At 58.3% G+C, this 25,736-nt stretch carries 23 protein-coding genes; 17 read left to right on the top strand and 6 right to left on the bottom strand.

Translation table 11 applies throughout. The annotated features are described in order from the left end of the window. Positions 1-10: 10 nt before the first annotated feature. From FOY56_RS19980 to FOY56_RS19970, 3 genes are all read left to right on the top strand, one after another. Positions 11-1,066 (top strand): sugar phosphate isomerase/epimerase family protein, encoded by a 1,056-nt coding sequence (locus FOY56_RS19980; RefSeq protein WP_146347921.1) that lies wholly within the window; start codon positions 11-13, stop codon positions 1,064-1,066. Between the two features lies 1 nt (position 1,067). Beyond that, complete coding sequence (locus FOY56_RS19975; RefSeq protein WP_146347920.1) at positions 1,068-2,198, top strand: Gfo/Idh/MocA family protein; 1,131 nt, start codon at positions 1,068-1,070, stop codon at positions 2,196-2,198. Between the two features lie 99 nt (positions 2,199-2,297). Beyond that, entirely contained in the window at positions 2,298-3,878 is a 1,581-nt protein-coding gene (locus tag FOY56_RS19970; RefSeq protein ID WP_146347919.1) for a hypothetical protein, read from the top strand. Between the two features lie 45 nt (positions 3,879-3,923). Here the strand turns inward: FOY56_RS19970 and FOY56_RS19965 are convergent, their stop codons facing one another. The 4 genes from FOY56_RS19965 to FOY56_RS19950 form a co-directional block, all read right to left on the bottom strand. Then, positions 3,924-5,450, bottom strand: coding sequence for a sulfatase-like hydrolase/transferase (locus tag FOY56_RS19965; RefSeq protein WP_146347918.1), 1,527 nt, complete (start codon positions 5,448-5,450; stop codon positions 3,924-3,926). Further along, the gene (locus tag FOY56_RS19960) at positions 5,447-7,033 is read right to left on the bottom strand and encodes a tripartite tricarboxylate transporter permease (protein ID WP_146347917.1); all 1,587 of its coding nucleotides are present in this window, start codon (positions 7,031-7,033) and stop codon (positions 5,447-5,449) included. The genes FOY56_RS19965 and FOY56_RS19960 overlap by 4 nt, the downstream gene beginning before the upstream one ends. After that, entirely contained in the window at positions 7,033-7,581 is a 549-nt protein-coding gene (locus FOY56_RS19955; protein WP_146347916.1) for a hypothetical protein, read from the bottom strand. Before FOY56_RS19955 ends, FOY56_RS19960 begins: the two co-directional genes overlap by 1 nt. Positions 7,582-7,650: 69 nt before the next feature. Continuing rightward, the gene (locus tag FOY56_RS19950; RefSeq protein WP_146347915.1) at positions 7,651-8,598 is read right to left on the bottom strand and encodes a Bug family tripartite tricarboxylate transporter substrate binding protein; all 948 of its coding nucleotides are present in this window, start codon (positions 8,596-8,598) and stop codon (positions 7,651-7,653) included. Between the two features lie 109 nt (positions 8,599-8,707). Between FOY56_RS19950 and FOY56_RS19945 the strand changes: the two genes are divergently transcribed. From FOY56_RS19945 to FOY56_RS19935, 3 genes are read left to right on the top strand one after another with little or no spacing between them, the layout of a single operon-like run. Further along, positions 8,708-9,199 (top strand): MarR family winged helix-turn-helix transcriptional regulator, encoded by a 492-nt coding sequence (locus tag FOY56_RS19945; protein WP_146347914.1) that lies wholly within the window; start codon positions 8,708-8,710, stop codon positions 9,197-9,199. Continuing rightward, a complete protein-coding gene (locus tag FOY56_RS19940) occupies positions 9,196-10,635 on the top strand; it encodes a sulfatase family protein (RefSeq protein WP_146347913.1) in 1,440 nt (479 codons plus the stop codon). Before FOY56_RS19945 ends, FOY56_RS19940 begins: the two co-directional genes overlap by 4 nt. After that, positions 10,632-11,480, top strand: coding sequence for an MBL fold metallo-hydrolase (locus FOY56_RS19935; protein WP_146347912.1), 849 nt, complete (start codon positions 10,632-10,634; stop codon positions 11,478-11,480). The genes FOY56_RS19940 and FOY56_RS19935 overlap by 4 nt, the downstream gene beginning before the upstream one ends. Positions 11,481-11,491: 11 nt before the next feature. On the opposite strand, the gene FOY56_RS19930 is transcribed toward FOY56_RS19935, so the two are convergent. Beyond that, positions 11,492-12,769 carry an alkyl/aryl-sulfatase gene (locus FOY56_RS19930; RefSeq protein ID WP_146347911.1) on the bottom strand — a complete coding sequence of 426 codons (1,278 nt, stop codon included), beginning with the start codon at positions 12,767-12,769 and terminating at the stop codon, positions 11,492-11,494. Between the two features lie 448 nt (positions 12,770-13,217). Here FOY56_RS19930 and FOY56_RS19925 point away from each other — a divergent pair, with 448 nt between their 5' ends. The 4 genes from FOY56_RS19925 to FOY56_RS19910 all read left to right on the top strand — a co-directional run bounded on the left by FOY56_RS19925 (position 13,218) and on the right by FOY56_RS19910 (position 17,794). Next, positions 13,218-14,855 (top strand): sulfatase-like hydrolase/transferase, encoded by a 1,638-nt coding sequence (locus FOY56_RS19925; RefSeq protein ID WP_146347910.1) that lies wholly within the window; start codon positions 13,218-13,220, stop codon positions 14,853-14,855. Positions 14,856-14,896: 41 nt separating this feature from the next. Next, positions 14,897-15,940, top strand: coding sequence for a TRAP transporter substrate-binding protein DctP (gene dctP / locus FOY56_RS19920; RefSeq protein WP_146347909.1), 1,044 nt, complete (start codon positions 14,897-14,899; stop codon positions 15,938-15,940). Positions 15,941-16,001: 61 nt separating this feature from the next. Beyond that, positions 16,002-16,487: a TRAP transporter small permease gene (locus FOY56_RS19915; RefSeq protein ID WP_146347908.1), complete on the top strand. Its 486-nt coding sequence runs from the start codon at positions 16,002-16,004 to the stop codon at positions 16,485-16,487. A gap of 8 nt (positions 16,488-16,495) precedes the next feature. Further along, the gene (locus FOY56_RS19910; protein ID WP_146347907.1) at positions 16,496-17,794 is read left to right on the top strand and encodes a TRAP transporter large permease; all 1,299 of its coding nucleotides are present in this window, start codon (positions 16,496-16,498) and stop codon (positions 17,792-17,794) included. Between the two features lie 34 nt (positions 17,795-17,828). On the opposite strand, the gene FOY56_RS19905 is transcribed toward FOY56_RS19910, so the two are convergent. Further along, complete coding sequence (locus tag FOY56_RS19905) at positions 17,829-18,602, bottom strand: GntR family transcriptional regulator (RefSeq protein ID WP_146347906.1); 774 nt, start codon at positions 18,600-18,602, stop codon at positions 17,829-17,831. 244 nt (positions 18,603-18,846) lie between these two features. Between FOY56_RS19905 and FOY56_RS19900 the strand changes: the two genes are divergently transcribed. From FOY56_RS19900 to FOY56_RS19870, 7 genes are all read left to right on the top strand, one after another. Then, the gene (locus FOY56_RS19900; protein WP_186766405.1) at positions 18,847-19,857 is read left to right on the top strand and encodes a TRAP transporter substrate-binding protein; all 1,011 of its coding nucleotides are present in this window, start codon (positions 18,847-18,849) and stop codon (positions 19,855-19,857) included. A gap of 140 nt (positions 19,858-19,997) precedes the next feature. After that, positions 19,998-20,759: a glutathione S-transferase family protein gene (locus tag FOY56_RS19895; protein ID WP_146347904.1), complete on the top strand. Its 762-nt coding sequence runs from the start codon at positions 19,998-20,000 to the stop codon at positions 20,757-20,759. 26 nt (positions 20,760-20,785) lie between these two features. Then, entirely contained in the window at positions 20,786-21,325 is a 540-nt protein-coding gene (locus tag FOY56_RS19890) for a TRAP transporter small permease (protein ID WP_186766404.1), read from the top strand. Continuing rightward, positions 21,322-22,683: a TRAP transporter large permease gene (locus FOY56_RS19885; protein ID WP_146347902.1), complete on the top strand. Its 1,362-nt coding sequence runs from the start codon at positions 21,322-21,324 to the stop codon at positions 22,681-22,683. Before FOY56_RS19890 ends, FOY56_RS19885 begins: the two co-directional genes overlap by 4 nt. A gap of 17 nt (positions 22,684-22,700) precedes the next feature. Then, complete coding sequence (locus FOY56_RS19880) at positions 22,701-24,140, top strand: aldehyde dehydrogenase family protein (protein WP_146347901.1); 1,440 nt, start codon at positions 22,701-22,703, stop codon at positions 24,138-24,140. Beyond that, a complete protein-coding gene (locus tag FOY56_RS19875) occupies positions 24,137-24,955 on the top strand; it encodes a glutathione S-transferase family protein (protein WP_246139546.1) in 819 nt (272 codons plus the stop codon). Before FOY56_RS19880 ends, FOY56_RS19875 begins: the two co-directional genes overlap by 4 nt. Before the next feature lie 15 nt (positions 24,956-24,970). Next, entirely contained in the window at positions 24,971-25,726 is a 756-nt protein-coding gene (locus tag FOY56_RS19870) for an SDR family NAD(P)-dependent oxidoreductase (protein WP_146347899.1), read from the top strand. Positions 25,727-25,736 lie beyond the last annotated feature (10 nt).

The raw sequence follows: 25,736 nt of genomic DNA, 5'->3' as shown, positions 1-25,736 counted from the left end.
GGAGGATACCATGAAGACGATCAAAGGCCCGGCGCTGTTTCTTGCGCAATTTGCTGGTGACGAGGCGCCGTTCAATTCGTGGGATGCGATCACGAAATGGGCAGCCGACTGTGGCTATAAGGGGGTGCAGGTGCCCAGCTGGGACGGACGATTGTTCGATCTGGCCAAGGCGGCTGAGAGCAAGGATTATTGCGACGAATTCAAAGGGCAGGCCGCAGCGAACGGCGTTGAGGTGACCGAGCTTTCGACGCATTTGCAGGGCCAGCTGGTGGCGGTGCACCCGGCGTATGACACGGCATTTGACGGGTTCGCGGATCCGTCGGTGCATGGCAACCCGGCGGCGCGGCAGGAATGGGCCGTGGATCAGGTGATGAAAGCGATTTCGGCCTCGGCCAACATGGGGATCAAGAACCATGTGTCTTTCTCGGGCGCGCTGGCCTGGCCCTATGTTTATCCGTGGCCGCAGCGCCCTGCCGGGTTGATCGAAACCGCGTTTGACGAACTGGCGCGTCGGTGGCGTCCGATCTTGGATCATGCGGATGAAAACGACGTCAACATCTGCTATGAAATCCATCCCGGAGAAGATCTGCATGACGGCGTAACGTTCGAGATGTTTTTGGAGCGGGTCGACAATCATGCGCGCTGCAACATGCTGTATGATCCGTCGCATTACGTACTGCAATGTCTGGATTATCTGGACAATATCGACATCTACAAAGACCGGATCAAGATGTTCCACGTCAAGGATGCCGAGTTCAATCCGACGGGGCGGCAGGGGGTTTATTCGGGTTATCAACCTTGGGTCGACCGCGCTGGGCGGTTCCGGTCGTTGGGCGATGGCCAGGTCGATTTCGGGGCTGTGTTTTCCAAGATGGCAGCGATGGATTTTGACGGCTGGGCCGTGGTCGAATGGGAATGCTGCCTGAAGCACCCTGAAGACGGGGCGCGCGAGGGCGCGCAGTTCGTCAAGGACCATATCATCCGGGTGACCGAGCGGGCGTTTGACGATTTTGCCGATGGTGGCACGGATGAGGCTGCCAATCGCAAGATGCTGGGGATTTCATAAGATGACGCGGATCAGACTTGGCATGGTGGGCGGCGGCAATGACGCCTTTATCGGCGGGGTGCACCGGATCGCGTCGCGCATTGATGATCGGTATGAACTGGTGGCGGGCGCGCTGTCGTCGACTCCGGAAAAGGCGCAGGCCTCGGGCGAGGCGTTGGGATTGCCGCGCATCTATGACGACTTCAAGCAGATGGCGATCCGCGAGGCGCGGTTGAAGAACGGGATCGAGGCGGTGTCGATCGTGACTCCAAACCACGTGCATTATGCCGCCGCGCGCGAGTTTCTGAAGCGTGGGATTCACGTAATTTGCGATAAGCCGCTGACCTCGAACCTTTCGGATGCCAAGAAGCTGGTGAAGGCGGCGGAAAATTCGGGGGCATTGTTCATCCTGACGCATAATTACACGGGCTATCCGATGGTGCGGCAGGCGCGTGAAATGGTGGCCAACGGCGCGATTGGCAAGATCCGTGTGGTGCAGGTTGAGTATCCGCAGGATTGGCTGACGGTTGAGCAGGACTTTAAGCAGGCTGAATGGCGGACAGATCCGGAACGGTCTGGTGCGGGCGGATCGACCGGCGACATCGGCACGCATGCCCATAATCTGGCGCGGTTCATTACTGGTCTTGAGGTCGAAAGTCTGGCGGCTGATCTGGATGCGTTTGTTCCGGGACGTCGGGTGGACGACAACGGTCATGTGATGCTGCGGTTTGAGGGCGGCGCAAAGGGGATGTTGTGGTGCAGTCAGGTCGCGCCGGGCAACGAAAACGCCCTGCGCATCCGCGTCTATGGCGAAACCGGCGGGCTGGAATGGGCACAGGAAGATCCCAATTATCTGTGGCACACGCCGCTGGATGAACCCAAGCGCCTTATCACGCGCAACGGGGCCGGGGCAGGGGACGCAGCGGCACGGATGAGCCGGATCCCGCCCGGGCACCCCGAAGGGTATCTGGAAGGGTTCGCCAATATCTACAGCGAAGCTGCGGAGGCGATTGAGGCACATCGGGACGGTCGGCCGGTCGATGCCGAGGTGCTGTTCCCCACGGTTCACGATGGCTTGCGCGGTGTCGAATTTGTTGACGCTTGCGTGCGGTCTTCGGCGCGCAATGCAGCGTGGGTCAATCTGAGAGGGTAAGGGGGCCCGTGGCCAATTGGGGCTGGCGGTCAGATCGGGTTTTCCTGTTAATGGCAGGGGCGTAGCCAGACTGCGTGCAGTGCTGCCAAAGGGACCCCGATGAACCAAAAGCCTCTGATTGCCCTGGAAATTCACGATGTATCGATTGCCGAACCATCGCGTGTTTTGCCTGTTGTCGAGACGATGGAGCAGTGGGGGTACAACGCCCTTGTGCTGCACCAGAACGATCTGCTGGATTCCTGCACGCAGCTGGGATTGACGGCGAACTACGGTGTTTCAGATCTGCGGCTGAAGAAAGTGCGCAACACTGCGGCGTGGCTGAACACGCTGGTTGACCGGCTGGACCGGTTCGATGCGCGGCTGTTTCTTGAGATCAAGGAGCCGTCTTTTCAGGACTATGCGCTGGAGCTGTATCCCGATCTTCTTGGGTCTGACGGCGCACCTGATCCAACGCTGCCGCGCTGGGTCGAGTTCTGTCGGAGGAAAACCGCAGACCTGCTGGCGCGGGTGCCGGGGATTGGTGGGTTTATCATCAATCTGTCCTCGCCTGAATCGCGTGTGTCGTTGCCCGATCACCTTGCGCAAAGCGCTGTTGGGTTTGATGGGGAGCGATGGTTTGACGATATGATCGAAGCGTTTCACGGCCCCTTGGCGGCGGCTGACAAGGATCTGTATGTGCGCGACTTTTCCTACACGACCGACATGCAGTCAGGCGTTCTTGCGGCGGTTGACCGGTGCGCGGGGCAGGTTGGTGCAAGTGTGAAGATCACCGCGCATGATTATTTTCCCGAGTTTCCGGAAAATCCCGTCGCACGAACGGTGCAGGCGCCGGTTATTCTGGAGTTCGAGGCGTTTGGCGAGCATACCGGGTGGGGCGTGATCCCCAATTGTCGGGTCGAAGAGTTCTGCCGTCGCATGGTGGGTTATCGTGAGATTGGTGCCTCTGGGTTTCTGATGCGCACCAGTTGGGAGGCCATTACGGGGGCCAACGCCCTGGATTCGCTGAGCGCGGTGAACGTGTTTGTCTTGCCGAAGCTGGTCGAGACAGACGTGGACGCGCGTGTTTTGATTTCCGGGTGGTTGAAAGACGGGTTTGGGGTCGACGGGAATGTTGCCGATCAGGCGGTCGATCTGCTGCTGCAAAGCTGGCATATCCCGGCGGCCGCGTATTGGAACAGCAAGGTTTTCCCGCGTCATTCGTGTTTGCCGTCAACCTGGCAGGAGGGCTGGTTGTCGATGGCATCCTCGGGCATGGGGCGGCGCGACCGTGATCTTGCGATCCTGCCCGACGATCCGGAGTTGTCCGAAGCGGCGCGTGTTTCCCTTTTTGCGGCCAAGGACGCGGTGGTTGTCCTTGCCGATCAGCTGGCGAGCGATGCCCGGACCCTGTCCGCCCAGTTGCCGAATGACCTTGCCCAATTGTTCAAGACGTTTGCCTGGGTGCCGGTCTTTGCCCGACAATTTGAACTTGCCACAAAAGCGACCTTCTTTGCCGCGCGTGGGGCCGCATCGGATCTGGAGCAGCTTGGCAGGTTGCGCGATGATCTGATGTCGCTTGCGGACGATCTGGAGCGTCAGCTTGGCGCGGCTGGTGATCTTCCGCACCATCATATGGTGCTTTTTGATCCCGAGCAGATCAGGCGGTTTGTGCAGTCCCTTCCAGTGGTTAGTCATACTTGAAATATGCTCAGCGCGCCATGACTGGCGGCTGAGCATGAGAGGGGGCTAGGCTGTGCCAACCGGTGTTCGATCCGGGACAACATCATCCGGGCGACTGGCGATGTGGCGCTCCAATTCGGTCCGGATTTCTGCGGCGTCTGGCGCATCGAACAGATTGGTAAGTTCGCCGGGGTCCGCCACAAGATCGTATAGCTCTCCGGCGCCGGAGTTGAGATCGATTGTCATCTTATGGGTCCGTGTGCGGACGGTGCGCAGTTCCAGCGCGACGCCGACCCGACCTGGCCCCAAGCCCCATTCGTTCAGCGCAAAATCGCGTTTTGCGTCCGCGGTTTCCAAAAGCGGGCGCAGGCTGGACCCGTGCTGGGTCTGCAATGGCTGTGCCGCGCCATAGTCGAAAAAGGTCGGCCCAAGATCGAGGGTTGAGATGGGTTCATCGACCGCCACCCCTTTGCGCACGCCGGGGCCGCGCACGATCATCGGAACCCGCAATAGGCCTTCATAATGCATGGGGCCTTTGAGGATCAGGCCGTGATCGCCCAGCCAATCGCCGTGATCCGAGATGTATATGACGATGGTGTTTTCATCCAACCCCGCCTGTTGCAGCGCGATCAGCATTCGCCCGACCTCGTGGTCAATATAGGCGATCTGGCCATAGGTATTGGCGATGATCTCGCGCAGTTGCTCATCCGTTTGCGGTTGAATGCGGCTGTATTGCTTTCGGATTTCGGCGAATTTCGGGTCTGAGGGTTCGCCTTCGAGCGCTGCCTGATGCCACCATGGTTTGCCTTCGAAAGACCGGGTGCGGTTTTCGGGCAGGTCAACCTCGGCCGGGTCATGCAGGCGCGACCATGGTTCGGGGCAGTCGAACGGGTGGTGAGGATCGGGAAAGCTGACCCATGTGGCAAAGGGTTTGTCTGGGTCGCGACCGTGGTTCATCCATTCGATGAACCTGTCCGAGGTCCAACTGGTGTTGTGATACGCGGTGGGCAGTTTTGAGTGCCAGACCTGGGCCGCGCCCTTGGTGTCTCCTGCGTTTTCCCACATCAATTCCGTGCGTTCATCTCCGCGCCCGTCGGCATGGTAGAACCGTTCGTAATGCTGCCCTCCGGGTGGTTTTTCCGGCGCCCACCAGTTATGGCCGACAAGCATCAGTTCGAGATGCTGAAACCCCATGTAAGGTCCGTTCCAGTCGGCAGGGTATTGCGCCGATGAGCGCAGGCATTCGGGCGAGCCTGTGGGTTCGTACGTGTGGTAGGTCGAGAAATGCGCCTTGCCAAAAAAGCTGGTCTGATACCCGGTTTCAGCCAGCGCCCCCGCCCAGCCTTTTTCGCCGACCTCGGGGGTCAGATCGATGCCATTGTCGTGCACCCCATGTGTGCGGCAGAGCTGCCCGGTCAGGATTGAGGCCCGCGCCGGCTGGCATACGACCGAAGGGGTGATGCAGGCGGTAAAATGGGTGCCATCGGCGGCCAGTTGATCCAAGTGCGGCGTTTTCACCTTGCGCCCCATGAAGCCAAAGCAATCGGCGCGTTGCTGGTCCGCAGAGATCAGAAGGATATTGGGGCGGGTCATGTACGGGCCTCTTTCGGTTTGCGAAGGGATAAGGTGACCACCAGAACGGTGAGCGCCATGAAGGCGATGGAAACAGAGCTGGAGAACAGGAACCACGCATCGCCACCTGTGGCGGCAAAGGCCTGGCGCGCGCTTTCTTCCAGCTTGCCGCCGAGTATGTAGGCGATGACAAATGGCAAGGGCGAAATGCCAAGACGGCGCATGAGATAGCCCAGAACGCCAAACCCGATCGTGAACCAGATCGCCACCATGCGGGTTTCCTGCACGTAGATTGAGGTCAGTGTCAGCAAAAGCACGACCGGCAACAGGATGTGTTTCGGAATGCGGCTCATGAACCCCATTGAGCGCATAAAGGCGCCGCCGATGGTCCAGTTCAGCAGGTTTGCGATCATCATGCAGGTGAACAGGCCAAAGGCGATCACCATCTCGGGGTTCACCTGATCACCGGTAAAGCGAAAGACGGATGGGCCGGGGTTGAACCCACCGATTGAATCCGCCGCAAGGATCAGGAACACCGCCGCCGCATTGCCGGGAATGCCAAGCGATAACACCGGGATCAAGTTGGCACCTGAAACCGAGGAGTTCGCCGCTTCGGTTGCGGCAATGCCTTCGGGGGCACCTTGCCCAAACGCCGGGCTGCGCCCTTTGCGGGCGTGGGCGGCACGACCGGTGGTATAGCCCAGCGTCGCGGCCAGGGTCGAACCGATGCCCGGAAGAGCGCCGATGGCGGTGCCAATCACGGCGGATCGCGAGATGTAGGGGAGCAGGCGTTTGATGTCTGCCCAGTGCAGGCGTTGATCGCCGGATTGTTCGACAACCGCAAGCGCACCGCTTTTGCGGTTTTCCTGCCAAAGCTCCTCAATGCTTTTGAACACTTCGCCCAGGATCAGCACGCCCAGCACAACAGCTGCGATGGGAAACCCTTGGGCAAGGGTTTGCGACCCCATGCTGAGCCGTGGATAGAAGTCTTCTCCCGTGCCGACGTAGGCCGCCAAAAGACCCAGCCCGAGCGAGATCAGACCTTTGCCGACCGAGCCGCCAATCACGGCGGCGATGAAGGCAAGCGACAGGATCAGAAGCGCGGTCTTTTCCGGCAGGTCGAGATACCTTTCGACCACAACAGCCAGAAACGGGGCGCAGAAGATCAGCACAATATCGGAAAACGTATCCCCCGAGGCTGAGGAAAAATGGGCCACCCGCAGCGCCTTGCGCGCCTGACCGGCCTTGGTCATCGGATATCCGTCAAGGGTGGTCATGAAGGCGTCCGGCGTGCCCGGCGTGTTGAACAGGATCGCGGGCACCGCACCTCCGATGGTGGCGCCTTTCATGATCCCCAAGAGAAAACCCATGACCGGCAACAGCGCGTCCGGCGTGAAGCCAAAGATCGAAATCAGGATCGGCAGGGCCACGGCCATGGCCATCGGCCCGGCAAGCCCGGGGGTCGCGCCCACGGCCACGCCCATCAAGAACCCCATCAGGATCATCACGATGGTCACCGGGATGGCCAGCCCCAGAATGGAAAACATCTCGGGGCCCTGAAAGACTGCCAGAATGCCCATCCAGACATAGTCGAACCAGCCCATCACACGTCCCCGTTGGGGGGCAAAAGCAGATCTTCGAACGGCAGGTCATAGACCACGATCAGCCCGATGGCTGCGGCCAGACCAACAAGAATGCCGCGCAGGGTTAGGCGACCTTCGACCAGACCGATCAGTGCGGCGACGATCCCTGCGGCCCCCACCAGAAATCCGATGTATTTCCACGGGGCTGTATCACGCAGCGCACGATACCCTTGATCCGTGAGCAAACCCGCCACGGCCGGGCCGAGCCAGCGCATCACTGCAAAGCCAATTGCGACGATGATCAGAAAGATCGCGAGAAACTGAAGGTTTCGGGCTGATATGCGGCGGGCATTCTCGGGCCGTTCAAACACCGCCACAATCAGACCGCCAAACCCGATGAACCCGGCGGCCAGAGTCGGGGCAAGCGCATCGCCAATCGTGATCTGGCGGCGGACCTTTTCGATCATGCCGGTGGTGACGTCCGCCGGTACCCAGACACAGGCCACCAGCACCGCCATACCAACTGCACCCAGTCCAAGGATCAGATTTGCACGCTCAAAGGAACGCATGGGGGACCCCGCGTCTTTCGCAAAAGAGAAAGGCCCCGCAACAGGTGCGCGGGGCCTTTGATTTCGGAGTTACTCAGACGCGGCTTGCAACAAAGCGCCAGCGGCTTCGAAATCACTTTGGACAAGCGCCTGGGCATCATCACCGGCGATCACGGCAGCACCGCCGAAAGCCTTGGAAATCATGCCGTTTGACTTCGTGCCTTCGGTCGAGACAACCTCACCCACGGCGGCCGCCAGAGCATCGCGGGCTTCGGTGGGCATGCCGCCCGGGCCGATGATCAGGAAATAGCCGTCGGCGCTGAATGGTACGCCCAGATCGGCAAATGTCGGTGCGTCCGGGGTTTGTTTCAATGGCTCTGACAGGGCTGAAGCAAGGTTCACCAGGTCGCCTGCGGCAACGCCTTTGCCTTGAATGCCGGCCATAAAGCCAAGATCCAGATCTCCGGCGTTGACGCCGTTCATCACGCCCTTGCCGCCTTTGACGTTGACGATGTTGAAATCTACGCCCTGCGCCTTGCCCAACAGATAGGCCAGGTCGGCCAGTTTGGGGCTCATCGCGCCAAAGCGCAGCGATCCTGCTTTGGCTGCGGCGATCATATCATCGAATGTTGCCCAGCCTTTCGAGCTGAGTGAGACGACGCCCATCTGAAATCCGGCGGTGGTGGTTATTGCAGTGAAATCCGACGGGGCCACCCCGGCGTTGGCCACTTTCATGTTATAGCCCAGCGTTTCGGTCACAACGATGCCAATAACAGAGCCATCGTTAGGCTGATCCTTGATCGCCATGGCGAGGTTCATACCGCCCTTGCCGGTGACCTGTTCGGGGATGAATTTCCAACCCAGCTTGGCTTCCAGATCTTCGGCAATCAGTCGGGCCTGCGTGTCGGCCCCGCCCCCGGCTTTGAATGCGATCATGAGTTTGATTGGGCCGGGTGGGGTCCAATCGGACGCGAGCGCGCCAGTGGCAAGTGCCGTCAGTCCAACAGCCGTCACGGCGGCCCTGAGAAAGCGTTTCATGGTATCCTCCCTTATATTTTCCCAAAGTCAGCCACAGTTTTGTTGATCGGTCAACAAAAAAGTTGACGCGACAACTTTCTAGCGGAATGGTGGGGGCAAGGAGACCGATATGACCGCATCGCCAGAACCGTCAGCAGACGTGTCCGCAGCAGTGGGTGACTTGCCATTGCATCAATACCTGACCTTTCGCCTGTCGCGGGTGCAGGCCAAGCTGAATGCTCAGGGCGCGCGCGTTCTGATGAAAGCTGTGGGGCTTACGTTGACGCAATGGCGGGTCGTCGCCCTTGTGGGCGCGGCCGGGGAAACCCGGCTGTCGGACCTGGCGCGCGACGCTGCATTGGACAAAGGGTTACTGAGCCGAAACGTGAAAACCCTTGTTGAACAGGGGGTTGTCATCAGTACTCCGGATGAGGTCGATCACCGGGTTCAGCATCTATCGCTAAGCCCAAAAGGGCAGGACATCTTTGACCGTGCCCTGCCAGTGACACGCAAGCGGCAGAACTGGCTACGTGCCGGGTTGACCGACGATGAAATCACGCTGTTTCGCCGAGTGCTCGACAAACTTGAGATTGCCGCCGAAAAGCAGGATTTTTCCGAATGAGCCAATCCAACCTTCTGATCATCATGTCAGACGAACATCAGGCACGGGCGATGGGATGTGCTGGACATCCGTTTGTGCAAACCCCGCATCTGGATGGGCTGGCCGCGAGGGGGATTCGTTTTACCGACGCCTATACGCCGTCACCTATTTGCGTTCCTGCGCGTGCCAGTTTTGCCTCGGGCCGCCATGTCCATGTGAACCGATTGTGGGACAATGCGATGCCCTATATCGGCACACCCAAGGGCTGGGGGCATCGTCTGCAGGGGGCGGGTGTGCCGGTCGAAAGCATCGGCAAGCTGCATTACCGGTCTGACGAAGATCCGGCTGGCTTTGATGTCGAGCATATGCCGATGCAGGTGGTTAATGGGGTCGGCATGGTCTGGGCGTCGATCCGCAAGGAAGACGAGCGCGTCCCGCCGCCTGGCGGTGGCCGTATGTTGGGAGACTACATCGGCCCGGGTCAGTCGAAATACACCGAATATGATCGAGCCGTGACAGACCGAACTGGTCAGTGGTTTGCTGACCGCGCGGCGTCTGATGATGATCGGCCCTGGTGTCTTTATGTCGGGCTGGTGGCGCCGCATTTCCCGCTGGTCGTACCGCAGGAATTCTATGATCTCTACCCGCTGGACAGCTTGCCACCGGTGAAATTGCACCCCAAGGACGGCCACGCCCGTCACCCGTGGGTCGAAAAGCAAAACGCCGGGATGGACAGCGAAGGACGGTTCCACAATGCCGAGGAACGGCTGAGCGCGATGGCCAGTTATTACGGGCTTTGCAGTTGTCTTGACCATAATGTCGGGCAAATCCTGACGTCGCTTGAAGCGTCCGGTTTTGGCGACACCACCACGGTGATTTATACGTCGGACCATGGCGATAATCTGGGTGCGCGTGGGCTTTGGGGGAAATCGAACCTCTATCAGGAAAGTGTGTCTGTGCCGATGATCATGGCCGGGCCGACGGTGGGCACAGGCACTTGCGACACCCCGGTGTCACTTCTTGATCTGTCGGCCACGATTCCGGATCATTTTGGCATCGCGTTTTCCGGAGATGGTGCGCCGCTTACCGCAATTGCCGATGCACCTGTCGACCCTGAACGCCCGATCCTGAGTGAATATCACGCGGCGGGCGCTGTTTCGGGGGCTTTCATGCTGCGAAAAGGGCGTTGGAAGCTGAACTATTACGTCGGATTTCCGTCCGAGCTTTTTGACATGGTTGATGACCCCGAAGAACTTGTGGACCTTGCGGGACATCCGGATCATGAAAGTGATCTGGCGGATATGGAACAGGCCTTGCGGTTGATTGTTGATCCCGAACGCGCCGACCGTCAGGCGTTTGCTGACCAAGCCGCGCTGATTGCCCGACATGGCGGGCGTGAGGCCGCTTTGAAACTGGGCGCGCCCGGCGCAACCCCCCCACCGGAGGCCAAATCATGAAGCTTACGATCCTTGGGTCCGGTTCGCCCGAAGCTTATGTCCGGCGTGCCTCAAGCGGTTATCTTGTTGAGACAGGCGACGATGTCATCTTGTTTGACTGCGGAGGGGGCGTGTTCGACAACCTTGTTCGATCGGGGCGAAAACCATCGGACATCACGCATCTGTTTTTCACCCATCTGCATACCGATCACATGATGGATTATGCCCGGTTGGTGCATGCGGCATGGGACGAAGGTGCGCCGCCCTTAAAAGTTTTCGGCCCCGCGCCGATTGCGGGCATAACCGAGGGTTTCTTTGGTCTCGACGGGGTCTTGTCGCATGATCTGCGCGCCAGAACCGAATTGTTGCCAAGCCAGGAGGTCTGGAAAGCCCGTGGCGGGACCTTGCCACGACCATGGCCTGCTCCCGATGTGACCGAAATCACCGGTGGCTTTGCATTCGAAGGAGAGGGGTGGCACCTTTCATCCTGCACGGCACCGCATGCTCAACCGGTTCTGGATTGTCTTGGATTTGCCCTGAACGCGGAGGGTCGCAAATTTGTCTATTCCGGCGATACCGGGCTTTGTGACGGGATCGAAACCTTGTGTCGTGGGGCCGATCTTTTGTTGCACTGGTGCTATCGGCTGGATGGTGAAGAAGCACACCCAATGATGGTGCCGCTGACCCCGACGCCTTCTGAAATTGCTGCTATGGCAACCCGGGCCGATGTGAAGCGGCTGCTGTTAAGCCACTTCCGCATTCACATGGACGCCCCCGAACGCCACGCGGCGGCCCTTGGCGTTCTGGAGGCGGGCTTTGCCGGGGAAAGTGCGATTGTAGAAGACCTGGAGACCTATCTGATCTGATGGCCCGGGCGTCAGCCTGTTGGGGTCGAAAGCTCTTTCGCGCATTGCAGATAGTAATGGCGCGTTGGGCAATTGATCTGATCTTCGGCATGGTCCCTCAGGACGTCTGCCTTCAGTGACTTGGCCTTCGCGACATCGTGGCCAGCATAGATCAAACGGTCGATCAATTGCAGCGCCCACTGGTGGTCAGCATCCGCGCGTGCTTTGTGCACGGCCTGAAATACGGCATCCGCGCCACCGGCCAGATCAATAAAGCGTTGCGCTTCGTCATCAGGCGCCAGCGCACCCAACGAGGTCGGGTTGCCGTCAAACCAGCCCATCGTCCCAACGAAATAGGCCCGCACCGCAAAATCCACACGGCCATAGTATTCGCGCAAATGTGGTTTCGCGGCCATGTCCGGGGGGAGTTTGACGCTATGGGCCAGTTGATCGATGGTCCGCCCGGCATCCATCCCGGCGCGGGTTTCAGTCACGACATGGCGAATGGCGTCACGATAGTCGGTCAGAAGCTCTTTGATCTGATCGCCACCGATGACAGCCTTTGTGTGGCCCGGGGCAAGAACCTCGGGGTCAAAGGCCATAAGCTGGTCCATCGTGTCTGCCCAGGTGTCGAAATCGCGGTATTCGGTTCCGCGAATGGCATAGAGGTTCGGGAACGAGCGGTAGAAATTGTCGCCCGAAAACAGGACCTTCTTTTCTGGGTACCAGACGACCATGTGATCCGGAGTTTCACCCGGTGCCATTGCCAATTCCAGATCAACCCCGTGCAGGGTGATTTTCTCGCCCTCGCCGGTAATTCTGCGGGTCGGGGGCAGAATACCGGCCCCCATCCCCTTTAGTGGGCGATTTCCGGGGCCGACACCGATGCCGATGATCTCGTCCGGATAAGACAGCCCGATGCCGAACTGGCGCTTGGTGCGTGCCTGCATGGCTTTGGCCGCTCTTGGGTGTTTCGTCTGCACGATCAGGGGGTCTTCGGATGACCTGTCACTGGCCAGAACCTGCGGAGTTCCACCTTCGGCAAAAACGCTGGCGCCTGAAACGTGATCGCGATGCGAATGGGTGAGGATGATCGTCTTGACCGGCAAATCCGTAATCTTGCGGAACTCTGCCAGTATGTTTTCTGCAGCTGTCGTCGTCTCTGTCGTATCGACAATGATCACGCCATCGTCGCCGACGATCATGTACACATTGGAGGCTGCAAAACCAAAGGCCTGATAGACGTTGTCAGCGAGCTGAACGATTTCCTTTTGGAAGTATTCAGGGTGGGCCTTCAATTCCGGGTGCATTTGCGGGTCCTCCTCTTTGTGCTGGTGTGTGCCGCCAGTCGGGTCATGGCCGTGGATAACAGCGACGGTCTGTTGGTGCTGTGATCAAGCACGCGCCGTCGATCGAGTTGCTCAAGACTTGGCATAAACGGGATCCCAAAATCAAGACTTATCCGAATTTTCGGAACCTTGATCAAATATATTTTGATTTGGGATCCCATTTGTGCAGTATGGTGATGCGTAGCTGATTCTAGGAAATCGCATGGATTCATGATGCTCGCCCCGGGGAGGGGGCGGAACATGACCTTCGGCTCTCGCACTTGGGGGGACAGATGACGCATGAAATATGCACAGGGAGCGGGTCGCGCGCTTCACGGCAGTCGGGCCGCGCATCGGACAAAGGCGGACCCCGTCTGTGCTTGGGTTGCCTGACTAACATGTCGACAGCTGGCTGAGCGGAGTTCGGAGAATGTCACGCAAAAACATCCTTTTCATCATGTGCGACCAGCTGCGGTTCGACTATTTGGGATGTACCGGGCACCCCACGATCAAGACTCCGAACATCGACGCATTGGCCGCGCGCGGCGTTCGGTTCGCTAACACATATTGCCAGTCGCCGATTTGCGGGCCCTCACGGATGAGCACCTATACCGGGCGGTACGTGTCGTCGCATGGGTCACATTCGAACTTTGGCCCGCTGCGCATTGGCGAGCAGAACATTGGCCATCACCTGAACCCGCTTGGCGTGAAGACCGTGCTGGTCGGCAAAACGCATATGAAGGCGGATACAGAAGGTATGGAGCGCCTTGGGGTCGATCCCGATGGCGAAATCGGGGTTCATCACGCGCAGGCCGGATTTGTTCCGTATGAGCGGGATGACGGCATTCACCCGGACACGATGGTACGTCCCGGATTGGCGTATAACGAATATCTGAAGTCAAAAGGTTATACACAGGATGACAACCCCTGGCATTGGGCCGCCAATGCGGTCGACACCGAGACAGGGGTGCGGTCCGGGTTCTTCAATGACCGGGTCGATTTGCCTGCCAGAGTCCCAGACGAGGATTCTGAAACGCCTTACATGACCCGGCGTGCCATGGATTTTCTGGCCGAGGACGATGGTGAAACACCCTGGCTGCTGCATCTGTCCTATATCAAGCCGCATTGGCCCTATGTCGCGCCAGCACCTTACAATGACATGTACGGGGCCAAGGATGTCATTCCTGCGGTGCGCTCGGACAGTGAACGGGATGACCCGAACCCGCTTGTGAAGCATTTCATGGACCGTGTTGCGGGTAAGACATTTTCCCAGGACGAGGCCCGCGAAACGGTCATCCCTGTCTACATGGGGCTGATCACGCAAATCGATGATCAACTTGGCAATTTGTTCGACTTCATGGACAAGCGCGGTTTGCTTGAGGACACGATGATTGTGTTCACGTCGGATCACGGCGATTACCTTGGTGACCATTGGATGGGCGACAAGGACTATTTCCATGATCCGTCGGTGAAGATCCCGCTGATTGTTGTCGATCCGGACAGCCGCGCAGACGGCACCCGCGGAACCGTTGACGAGTCGCTGGTCGAGGCGATTGATCTCTTGCCGACCTTTGTTGAATTCTGCGGCGGCGATGTTCAGCAGAACATTCTGGACGGGCGATCTCTGATGCCGAAGATCCACGGCGAAACGGTCGCGTGGCGTGATTATGTGATCAGCGAATACGACTATTCCTGCCAGGTTTTCCGCCCCGAGACCGAAAAAATGCCATTGGATTGCCGGTCTTACATGGTGGCCAACGACCAGTGGAAATACGTCCATGCGCCGGGATACCCGCCGGTTTTGTTCGATCTTATCAACGACCCTGATGAGCTGATCGATCTTGGGCGCAGTCCCGACCATGCGGATGTCTGCCAGGCCATGTTCAACCATTTGGCCGGATGGTCACTGCAATACCGACAGCGGGAAACATGGAGCGAAGACCACAATATCAAGATGACCGGCATGGAGGAGAAGCTGGGCGTGTTGATTGGATATTGGGATGAAAGTGACGCGCAAGGAAAGGACCCGAAGATCTTGCCTGTGCGACGGCCGTTGGACCCGCGCTGACCTGCGCCAACGGATCCAAACTACCAACCGGAGGAGAAGAAATGTCTTTGAAGACCCTGAAAAACGCGGTGCTGGCGGGCCTGACCTGCGCAGTCCTGTCACCGCTGTCGGCGGCGGCAGAAACGAAAATCCTGTTCAACATTTTTGTGCCGCCCAGCCACTTTTACTGGGACGTGATGAGAGACTGGGCCGGTCAGGTTCACGACAAGTCCGAAGGTCGCCTGACCATCGAATTCACCCCGAAATCGGTGGCGCCGCCGCCTAAAGTCATGGATGCGGTCCGCAAGGGGGCAGCGGATGCCGGGTTCCTTGCCAATATCTATCTTGGCCCCAAAAACCCCGGTGCGCATGTCGGCATGATGCCATGGATGCATCAGGGCGATTCAGAGGCGACATCGGTCGCGCTGTGGAACACCTATCAGAAGTACTTTGCCGACGCCGAAGACTGGCGTGGGGTTCACCTTTTGGGCCTGTATCATTTTGGCGGTGGCGCATTGTGTTCTGTCACTGACGAAAAGATTGAAACTGCCGATGATCTGACATCGCGCAAGGTCTGGTCGCTTAAGGGCAACCTTGACAAGATCCTCAAGAACATGGGTGTTGCGACGGTCAATGGCCCGGCGGTCCAGATCCATGAAATCGTGTCGCGCAATGTCGTCGATGCCTATACCGGCATCACTTATGACTCGGTGCGTCAGTTCAAAATCGACGGCTATACCAAGTCCTGCGTTCAGCTTGAAAAGTCGCTGTTTTCGATCAACTTCAGCCACTTCATCAATCAGCGGGTTTGGGACGGCCTGTCGCCAGAAGATCAGCAGGTTCTGACAGATCTGTCGGGTGAGCATCTGGCCCGCATGATGGGGGCCAAGGTGAATGAACGCGCTTTGCATGGCCGGGACGAACTTGCCAAGACGGTTGAATACCATCCGCCATCAGATGCTCTGATGGCTGCGCTTCAGGAAAACTCGACTCCGGTTGCTGAGGCCTGGATCGCAAAGGTGGGTGGCATGGGCGTCGATGGTCAGGCCGCGCTTGATTTCATGCGTGCCGAGGTCGAACGCCTGAGCACCATAAACGCCAATTAATGGAACGGGCCGGGGCCCAGCTAACGGGGCCCGGCCCGTTTGACACTTTAGGGGACGACACATGTTCGACAAAGTCGTGGATTTTCTCAGCCGGATCGGGCTGATCGTCGGGTCGGTGTTTCTTGCCCTGATGATGCTGATTACCGTTGTCGATGTGTTCATGCGCTATGTGTTTTCCGCCCCGATTTCGGGAAGCGCCGAAATGACACAGATCCTTTTGACGCTGACGGTTTTTGCCGGCTTCATTCTGGTCAGCCGTGATGGCAGCCATGTAGTCGTCTCGATTTTCGAACCGGTTATCAGCCGGTTTTCGCCCAACCTATACCGTCTGGTCTATGCGGTCAGCAACACGGTGGGGACGGCCTTTCTGCTGTGGGTTCTGATCATGGCGGCCCGGGATTCTTACATCTACGAAGACGTGACCGAGGGTCTGGAAATCCCATATTTCTATATCATTTCCGCGCTTGTCCTCTTTGTTGCCGTCTCACTGGTGGCCGGGATCAGGGTGTTTACCAGTGGCCAGATGGGCCACGATTCAGCGGATTAGGGGCACCCATGACCAACGCACTTATCGGATTGGCAGTTGTGCTGTTTCTGAGCTTTATCGGCGTGCCGCTGGGCTTTGCGACGCTTGCAGTCGGCGTTGTCGGGTTTGCGGCTTACCGCGGACTGGATGCATCGATTGCAGTGTCGGGGCAGTGGATCATGGAAATGACCATGAATCTTGGCCTGTCCGTTGTGCCGCTGTTCATCCTGATGGGCACATTCATCCATCGCGCCGGAATATCGGACGAACTTTACGAGGCCTCTTATGCCTGGTTGGGGCGGTTAAAGGGCGGAGTTGCGATGGCCACCGTTTTTGCCTGCGCCGGGTTCGCGGCGGTCAGCGGGTCATCGCTGGCCACGGCCGCAACCATGAGCCGGGTTGCCATGCCCCCCATGCGGCGCTTTGGGTATAATGACGCGCTGTCGACCGGCACCATCGCGGCGGGCGGCACGCTTGGTATCATGATCCCGCCGTCGGTTCCCATGGTGATCTATGGGATCATCGTGGGCGAGGATATCGGCAAGCTGTTCATCGCCGGGATCGTTCCGGGCCTGATGCTGGTCTTGCTGTTTCTGCTTGGTATCGCCATTGTCGTGCGGCTGTTTCCGAACTCCGGCCCTCCGGGGGCGGCAACGACCTGGGCCGAAAAGCTAAGCGCCTCAAAGGCGACCTGGCCCATTGTCTTGCTGTTCATCGTTGTTCTTGGCGGTATCTATACCGGTATTTTCACACCGACGGAATCGGCGGCTGTCGGGGCATTCTTTGCGTTCATTTTCGCGATTTCCCGTGGGCGGTTGCGCAGCTGGCCTGAACTTTTGCATGTCTTTGCCGATACTGTGAAAACGACCGGGATGATCTTTACCATCGTGTTTTGCGGCATGATGCTGGCCCAGTTCGTGAATATCACCGGCATGCCATTTGAGCTGGTCGATATGGTTGAAGGCGACGGCGCCATTTCCGCCACTCAACTGGTTTTGGGGATCTGCGTAATCTGTGTCCTGCTGGGCATGATCTTTGAATCTCTTGGCATCTTGCTGCTGGTCGTGCCGGTGTTTCTGCCATCTTTGGCGGCTTTGAACGTGGATATGATCTGGTTCGGGATCATCATCATACTTGTTGTTGAACTTGGTCTGATCACCCCGCCCATCGGCATGAATGTGTTCACGGTTAAGGCCGTCATCAGTGACGTGGACCTTGCCAAGATGTTCATCGGCGTGACGCCGTTCATATTTTCGATGCTGCTTGGGCTGTTGCTGCTGTTTCTGGTGCCCGAGATCGCGACATGGTTGCCTGATCTGATGCGTTAGGGCGTGTGAGGTGGGGGGCGCGGCGAGGGCCGCGCTATTCGCCCATTACCATCGGTTCGGCCCCGGAATAGGCGATCAGGTCGGCCACCGTCAGGCTGTCGTCTTTACGCTCGAAGGTTCGGATGTAATCGACCATGGTATGCGAATGTTCGCGCATCATGCCCTCTGCCCGGACCTGATCGCCCTTTTCGATGGCTTCGTAAATTACCTGATGCTGGGCGTTTCCAAGGTGCAGGCGGAACAAGCCGCGCTCCATTGAATTGGACGAGTCGGTGATCGATCGATCAAACACCATCGAACCGGCGGCCAGCATGGGTAAATGGCTGATCTGGTCGCAGGTGAAGCCGACATAGTCATTGCCACAGGCTGCCAAAATCGTCGAATGGAACACCTTGTTGGCGGCTTGTGCTTCGCGTTTAGCGGCGTCATCCAGCTTGCCAGCCTTCAACACCTTGCTGATGGTTTCGATTGCACGGGCCATGTGCGGCAGATGCTGCGCGCGTGTTTCAGATTGCGCCATAAGCCGCGCCGCAAGGCTTTCCAGGTGGCCGCGGACCTGAACGGCCTGGAGGATTTCGTCGACCGTGGGGCTGAAAACGACATAGCCGCGCCCTTCGCCACGGCGAATGATCCGTTCGCGCTCCAGCAGGCGCAGGGCCAGTCGGATCGGGGTGCGCGATACCTCGTAAATTTCGCAAAGCCGCGCCTCGGACAGGCGCTCTCCTTCTTTGAAGGCCCCCATGATGATGTCCTGTCGGATTTGTGCGGCGAGTTCGGTGTCGATGGATTCCATTTCTTCATTGATCACGCATGGGATCCCAAAGTCAAGAAGACAGGAGGCGTCGAAATTGAGGCGCGTATCACTGTGGGTTTGGATCCCAAAGTTGATTTGGAGTGCGATAAGGCCCCGTTCGTTCAACTATTATCTTGCTTTGGGATCCCATATATGGTCAACATTTTCATATCAGCGACTCGGCCAGCGAGCTTGGCTTGCCAGCCTTGGGAATGGGATCCCAATGGCGAGGGCCGCGTTAAATGCTTGGGAGGACACCATGAAATTCACGCGTTTCACTCTAACCGCCGCGCTCGCACTCGGGCTTGGCGTTTCCGCACATACCGCGACCAGCGAAGAGCTGAGCGTTGCGACGTTCCTGCCGCCGCAGCATCACACCAATACCGGGATGTTCACATGGTTTGCCGAAGAAATCGAAAAACGCTCGGGCGGATCGTTGACCATGAAGCTTTACCCGGCAGGCCAGCTGGGCGCAGGCCCGGTGCAGCAGTACAAGCGCGCGGTTGAAGGCGTTGCTGACATCACATTTGGTGTGTCCGGTTACACGCCCGCCTTGTTCCCCAAGACGATGCTGGCGATCCTTCCGGGCACGTCGGAAACGGCCGATCAGTCGACGCGCGCGATCTGGGATATCTACGAAGACCACCTTGCCGACGAATATGAGGACGTGAAGGTTCTGGCGGTGGGCACCGTTGCTGGCAACCTGTTTGCGGCAACCCGTGACGTGTCGACAATGGAAGGCATGAAGGGGGTCAAGATCGTCCCGTTCGCGGCCATGACTACGCCGATCATCGAAGCGCTGGGCGCGGTGCCAGTGCAGATGCCGGTGACCGAAATGTATACCGGTCTGTCGACCGGCACGATTGATGCAACCACGGCGTCTTACAACAACATCACGCAACCGTGGAACTTTTGGGATGTGTCCACCTACATCGTCGAGAATGTTCCGTCGACGTTTGCCGTGACCTACGCTGTCATGAACAAAGAGCGTTACATGAGCCTGTCGGACGAACATCGCGCCATCATCGACGAAGTGGCGGGTTTGCCGATGTCGCTGGAACTCGCAAAGTCATTTGATGGTGCTGACGAAAGATCCAAGAAGATCATCGCCGAAACCACCGACAAAAACTATGAGTGGATCGTTGTTTCGGACGAAGAACGCGCCAAGATGGACGCTGCTGTTGCTCAGGGTCTGGACGCGATTTTTGCGGACTACGAAGGGCGTGGCATTGCGAACGTGCGCGACATCTATGGTGCTTTGAACCGCTGACTCCCACGCGCCCCGGAGGCTTTGTGCAGGCGTAACGTCCAGCACGTGTCCGGGGCGCATTTTCAAAGCGCTTCGAAATTCGGTCGCCGGTCGACCCAATCTCCAACCGTTTTCAAGCCATCAAGCACAGGGAAGTTAACGTGGTCGTCATTGTCCCAACAAATAAATCAGTCGAATCCCTCGAAGGGCTTCATCTGTATCACGGTGCGATTTCGAATTGTTCGATGCGGGTGCGCATGACGTTGATCGAAAAGGGGCTGGACTGGACCAGCCATCACATCGATCTGAAAAAGAAAGAGAACATCACGGACGACTATTTCGGGATCAACCCGAACGGTCTTGTTCCGACGTTAATTGATAACGGCGTCGTTCATATCGAATCCAATGACATCATCGATTACCTCGACGAGACCTATCCCGAGCCGTCTTTGCGGGCTGCCGACAACGACGAAATGATGGAGTGGCTGCATCTGGCCGCTGCCATCCACGTCCCGGCCTGCAAGCCGTATGTCTATGCGACCAAGATCGCCGCAAAGATCAAGAAGACCGCGGAAGAGCAGGACAAATACGACACCCTGCAAAAGAACGAGGAGTTGAAGAAATTCCACTCCAAGCATGCAGGCGGCAACGCGTTCAGCACCAGCGACTTTGACAAGGCCAAGGCGATCCTTGGGGCTTGTTTTACCAAGCTGGAGGTCACTTTGGAGGGGCGCGACTGGATCATGGGGGATCAGTTCACCCTGGCCGATATCTCGTGGATCCCGCTTTTCTTCGTGATTGATGGCTGTGGGTTTTCGTTTGAACCCTATCCCAACATTCGACGCTGGGCCGCAGCCTTTGACGGCAAAGACAGCTATCAGCAGGGCGTTCTGCAATGGTGCCCGGACTTTTCGAAAGTCTGAAACACCAAGGAAAAGGACTGATCAATTTGTCGGACAGAACTGAATTGCCCGGAATTATCCGACGTCTGGATACGGTGCTGACATGGGTTGCGCTGATCTGTGGTGGAGTGACCCTGGTGTTCATGACCGGGTTTTCCGTCTGGAACGTTCTGGTCATGCGCAAGGCGTTGAATGCGCCCATCACCGGGGCCGAAGATCTTTTGATCCTGGCGCTTGTGGTGATTGTGGCCTTGTCGATTCCACTGGGTGCGCGCACCGGGGCGCATATCGAAATCGAAGCACTGGAATCGCGCATGTCGGCTGGCTTTGCCAAATGGTCGATGATCGTGATCAAGTGTCTTGCGGTGGTGCTGCTTGGGTTCATGGCGTGGCGGCTGTGGCATGCGGGGGGAACGGCAAGCAAGTTTGGCGAGACCACGCAGCAATTGCTGATTTCCTATGAGCCGTTCTATTACCTTCTGTCGGTTTCGGCGGCTATTTATGGCGTGGTTGTGGTGCTGGATATCTGGCAGCTGCTGCAAGGGGACAAGGTTGTTCTGCTCCGCGTAGGAGGAGGCCAGCTATGATCAGCATGACGGCTCTGGGCCTTTTGGGCCTGCTGGCACTGTTCATTCTTCTGGCCCTGCGGATGCCGGTGGCGCTGTCGATGCTGGGCGTTGGGTTTGTTGGCACGGTGATTGCCAATGCCAACAAGTTTATGCTGATCGGCATGGCCGAAGATCAGGCCTGGGCACGGGGGTGGAAGGTCGCCTATTCCAACATCGCCGGTGAAACGTTCGAGGCGGCGTCAAACTATAACCTGCTGGTGATCCCGATGTTTGTTCTGATGGGCAACCTTGCCGGGGTGTCAGGCATGTCCAACGACCTGTTCGCCGCAGCGTACCGGTGGATGGGGCATTTGCGCGGCGGGCTGGCGTCGGCCACCATTGCGGCCTGTGCCGGGTTTGCGGCCCTGTCGGGGTCGTCGCTGGCTTCGGCTGTTACCATGGGCCGTGTCGCACTGCCCGAGATGAAGAAATACAACTATGCCGACAGCCTTGCTACCGGGTCGGTGGCGGCCGGGGGCACGCTGGGCTTTCTGATTCCGCCGTCGGGTGGGATGATCATCTATGCGGTGCTGACCGAACAATCCATCGGGCGGCTTTTCATGGCGGGTGTCTTTCCCGGCATCATCCTGACCTTGTTGTTCATTATCGCGATCTACTGGGTTGTGTTGCGCAATCCCGATGCCGGGCCGCGTGGAGAACGCTTTCCGCGCCGCGAGAGACTCGCATCGTTGTGGCGGGCGTTGCCGATCCTTGGCGTGGTGCTGGCCACCATCGGCGGGATGTACACCGGGTTCTTCACCCCGGTCGAGGCATCATCAGTTGGCGCGTTTTTCACCTTCCTGGTTGCCGTTTGGCGCCGGTCGCTGAACTGGCAGGCCTCGAAGGCGGTGATTTTGGAGACGATGAATGCGACGGCGACGGTGTTCATGATCATCATCGGGGCCTTTGTGTTCATCCCGTTCATGTCGTTGACCGAACTGCCGGCACAATTGGTGACGATCCTGACGTCGTTGCCCATCGGGGATATCGGCATCCTGTTGGTCATCGTCCTGATCTACATGTTCCTGGGCATGTTTCTTGAGGCGATGGCGATGCTGGTGCTGACCATCCCGGTCGTGATCCCGATTGCCATCGCGCTGGATTGGGATCTGATCTGGTTCGGCATCATCGTGGTGATCGTGCTTGAAATGGGGATGATCAGCCCGCCGGTCGGCATCAACGTGTTCATCGTGAAATCCATCGCCAAAGATGTTCCGATGGCCACGATTTTCCGCGGCATCTGGCCCTTCTGGTTCGCCATGGCGGCGATGATCGGGCTGCTCATCCTATTCCCACAAATCGCACTGTACCTCCCGCAAAAAGTTGTCGGTGGTTAGAAAACAGGAGAGGTCGCATGGACGGCAAAACAGATATCAGAACGCTTCAGCAGTTTATCGGCGGGGACTGGGTCGACGCCGAAAATGGTGCCACGTTCGAGGTGCTGAACCCACTGGACGACAGCCTTTATGCCCATGCGGCCAAGGGCACGGGCGCTGACATGCAGAGGGCGGTTGCTGCGGCCCGGGCGGCGTTCCCGGCCTATAAAGAAACCACGCCAACCCAGCGTGAACGCTGGCTGTTGCGCGTTGCCGAGATCATGGAGGCGCGTCAGGCCGAACTGGTGGATTGTCTGATCGACGAAATCGGATCGCCCATTCAGAAGGCGATGTTCGAATTCACCAAGGGTCTGACGATGATGCGCGCGGCGGCGGGCCTGTGTCGCAACGTGCGCGGCGAAACCATCCCGTCCGACCGACCGGGGACATTTTCGATGTCGATCCGCGAACCGCTGGGCGTGGTTGCGGTGATCACCCCGTTCAATGTGCCGCTGATCAAGACCACACGGCTGGTCGCCAACGCGCTGGCGGTGGGCAACACCGTGGTGCATCTGCCATCTGAAATGGCACCGCATCTGAGCCTGATCTTTGCTGACATCATCGCCGAGGCAGGATTTCCGGCGGGGGCCTATAACGTCGTAACCGGGATCGGGGCCGAGATCGGCGATGATCTGACCGGGCATCGGGATGTTGATTTCGTTACCTTCACAGGGTCATCGGTTGTCGGGCAGCACATCAACGAGATCTGCGCACGCAACAAGACGCCCAACACGCTGGAGTTGGGAGGCAAAAGCCCGACCGTCATACTGGCGGACGCCGATCTTGACACGGTTGTGCCGCTGGCGGCGCGGTCGATCTTCATGTTCGCGGGGCAGGCCTGTATCGGGTCCAGTCGGTTCTATGTCGAACGTCCGCTGTATGACGAATTCGTCAAGCGGTTCACGATGATTGCGGGCAAGGTGGGAATGGGCGATCTGCGTGACCCCGGCACGGTGATTGCCCCGATCATCTCGGATCGTCAACGCGAGCGGGTCAAGGATCACATTGCCGACGCGGTGGCCAAGGGGGCCAAGGTGGTCGCCGGGGGCGCGTGGGAGGGCAACCGGTGCCAGCCGACGCTGTTGACGGATGTTTCAGAAGATATGGCGGTCTGCAGGTCCGAGACTTTCGGCCCCGTGACGGCGATCTATCCGATCGATAGTTATGAGGAAGGGCTGGAAAAGGCCAACGACACTGACTTTGGCCTGTCGTCGTCGATCTTTACCAAGGACATCGACAAGGCGTTTCACTTTGCCCGCAACATTGACGCCGGGATGTGCCACATCAACGGGCCAACCATCCATGACGAAGCCCATGTGCCGTTTGGCGGCAATGGGGAGTCCGGTGTCGGGCGCGAAGGCACCGACGCCGATATGGAAGCCATGACAGAACTGAAATGGGTTACGGTGCAGCTATGACATTCACGCTTTATCATCATGGATCGTCGGTTTGTGCTGCCAAGGTGCGGTTCGCCATGGCCGAAAAAGACCTCGATTGGGATGGGGTCTATATCGACATCCTGAAGGGCGAACAGTTCGATCCGGAATACCAGAAACTGAACCCCAAATCAGTGGTCCCGACGCTGGTACATGACGGCACAGTGATCACCGACAGCACGGTGATCTGCGAATACCTCGACATGCTGGACCCGGAGACCAGCCTGCACCCAACCGACCCATGGGAACGTGCGCAGGTGCGGTATTGGACCAAGGCCGTGGACGAAGACCTGCACCCGGCGTGCGGCGCAGTGACCTTTGTCTGTTCGCACCGGCATACGGTTGCAAAGAACCTTGGGCCTGAGGGGGTGAAGGAATTTCTGGCCTCCACGCCGGAATTCTCGGTCACCGCAGACTGGAATACCAAGAAGAAAATCTTTGTGCGGGACGGTTTTGACGCGCCTGAGGCTCCGGAAAAGGTCAAGCTTTACGACAGCTACCTGCAAAAGATGGAAAAGGCGCTGGAGGGCCATGACTGGCTGGTCGGCAACAAGTTCTCGATCGCCGATGTGGCGATGACGCCTTACGTCAACCGGCTTGCCATGATGTCGATGCGCGGGATGTGGGAAAACGGACGCCTGCCCAATGTGGAAAAATGGTTCACCCGGATCGAGGCGCTGCCCAACTTTAAAAAGTGCTTCATTGACTGGGTGCCAGAAGATCTGACCAATGATCTGCGCGAAAACGGGGCCAAAAGCTGGCCGGAAGTCGCCAAAATTCTTGAAATCGAAATCTGAGTGGAGGAGCGCCCAATGGGACGATTGGAAGGAAAGACTGCCGTCATAACCGGAGCGGCACGCGGTATCGGGGCCGTGATGGCCAAGCGGATGGCGCAGGAGGGGGCCAATGTTGTGGTCACGGATGTGCTGGACACGACCGCAACAGTGGACGCGATCAAGGCCGCCGGCGGATCGGCGATTGGCGTGGCTGTGAACATCACCTCGGATGAGGATCTGGCGACCATGGTCGAAGCAACGGAAACGGCATTCGGCAGCCTGGATATTCTGGTCAACAACGCGTCGATCTTTGCGGCGCTGGACCCCAAGCCATTCATGCAGATCGACAATGACGAATTCGACAAGGTCATGACCGTCAATACACGCGGGGTGCATCAGGCCACCAAAGCGGTTGTCCCGGCGATGATGAAGGCAGGCGGCGGCAAGATCGTCAACATTGCATCCGGCACGTTCTATTATGGTCCGCCGGGCCTGTCGCATTATACGGCCTCCAAGGGGGCCGTGATCGCCCTGACGCGCTGCCACGGGCGTGAACTGGGCGACAAGAACATTCAGGTCAACGCAATCGCCCCCGGTCTGACCGAAAGCGAAGCGCTTCAGGGGCATACAGGGTTCGACCCGGCGCGCGGCCCGACCGTTCAATCCCGCTCGATCAAGCGCGAAATGGTGCCCGAGGATCTTCTGGGGTCGTTGATGTTCCTGATCACGCCCGACAGCGATTTCATGACCGGCCAGACGCTGAACGTGGATGGCGGCAAGGTGAACCTCTGAACAAGGATCG

The sequence above is a fragment of the Falsiphaeobacter marinintestinus genome (assembly GCF_007923355.1).
GTDB lineage: Bacteria > Pseudomonadota > Alphaproteobacteria > Rhodobacterales > Rhodobacteraceae > Phaeobacter_A > Phaeobacter_A marinintestinus.
Note: the sequence above shows the minus strand (reverse complement) of the source record. Positions and strands in the feature narration are given on the sequence as shown.